A 1,068-nucleotide genomic window follows, 5' to 3' on the forward strand; every position below is an offset into this window, starting at 1 on the left:
CCGCCTTGGCCGCCGTCCCCGCCGGCGGCACCTTGGCCGCCGATGCCGCCACCTGTGGCGCCGGTGCTGCCCTGTCCCCCCTGTCCGCCGGTGCCGCCGGTGCCGCCGGTGCCGCCGTTTCCGGCGCTGCCGGCCGCGCCGGTGGTGGACCCGGTGCCGCCGAGGCCGGCTGCGCCGCCGGTGCCACCGCTGCCGCCGGTGCCGCCCGCTCCGCCGGCGATGCCGGGGTTGGCGCTGTTGTCGGTGCCGATGCCGCCGTGGCCGCCCTGGCCGCCTTGGCCTCCGATGCCGCCCTTGCCGCCGGCGCCCTGGGCGCCGTTGAAGCCGCCGTTGGCCTTGCCGGCGGCGCCGCCGGTGCCGCCTTGGCCGGCGTCCCCGCCGGCGGCACCTTGGCCGCCGGTACCGCCGCCGATCAGACCCGTGCTGCCCTGTCCACCCTGTCCGCCAGTTCCACCGGTGCCGCCTACGCCGCCATTGCCGGCCGTGCCGGCCGCACCCGTGGTCGAGCCACTTCCGCCGAGCCCGGCTGCGCCGCCGGTGCCGCCGATACCGCCCTGGCCGCCGGACCCGCCTGCGATGCCGGGGTTGGCACTGTTGTCGGTGCCGATGCCGCCGGTGCCCCCTTTACCGCCGGTGCCGCCGAAGCCGCCCTGGCCGCCGGCGCCCTGGGCGCCGTTGAAGCCGCCGTTGGCTTTCCCAGCCGCGCCGCCGGTGCCGCCCTGGCCGCCGTCCCCGCCGCCGGCACCGGTGCCGCCGATGCCGCCGCCGATCGCACCCGTGCTGCCCTGGCCGCCCTGTCCGCCATTGCCGCCCAGGCCGCCGGTGCCACCGTTACCGGCTGTGCCGGCTGCGCCGGTGGTGGACCCGGTGCCACCCTTGCCGGCTGCGCCGCCGGTGCCGCCGGTGCCGCCGGTGCCGCCCGCTCCGCCGGTGATGCCGGGGTTGGCGCTGTTGTCGGTGCCGATGCCGCCGGTGCCGCCTTTACCGCCGGTGCCGCCGAAGCCGCCCTGGCCGCCGGCGCCCTGGGCGCCGTTGAAGCCGCCGTTGGCCTTGCCGGCGGCGCCGCCG

The 1,068-nt window shown here is 80.1% G+C and carries 1 protein-coding gene; it reads right to left on the reverse strand.

Annotated features, from left to right (window positions below):
* The coding region (locus AO501_RS40250; protein ID WP_197419858.1) for a hypothetical protein at positions 1–1,068 on the reverse strand (1,068 nt) is incomplete at both ends.

Source organism: Mycobacterium gordonae (assembly GCF_001417955.2).
Taxonomy (GTDB): Bacteria; Actinomycetota; Actinomycetes; order Mycobacteriales; family Mycobacteriaceae; genus Mycobacterium; species Mycobacterium gordonae_B.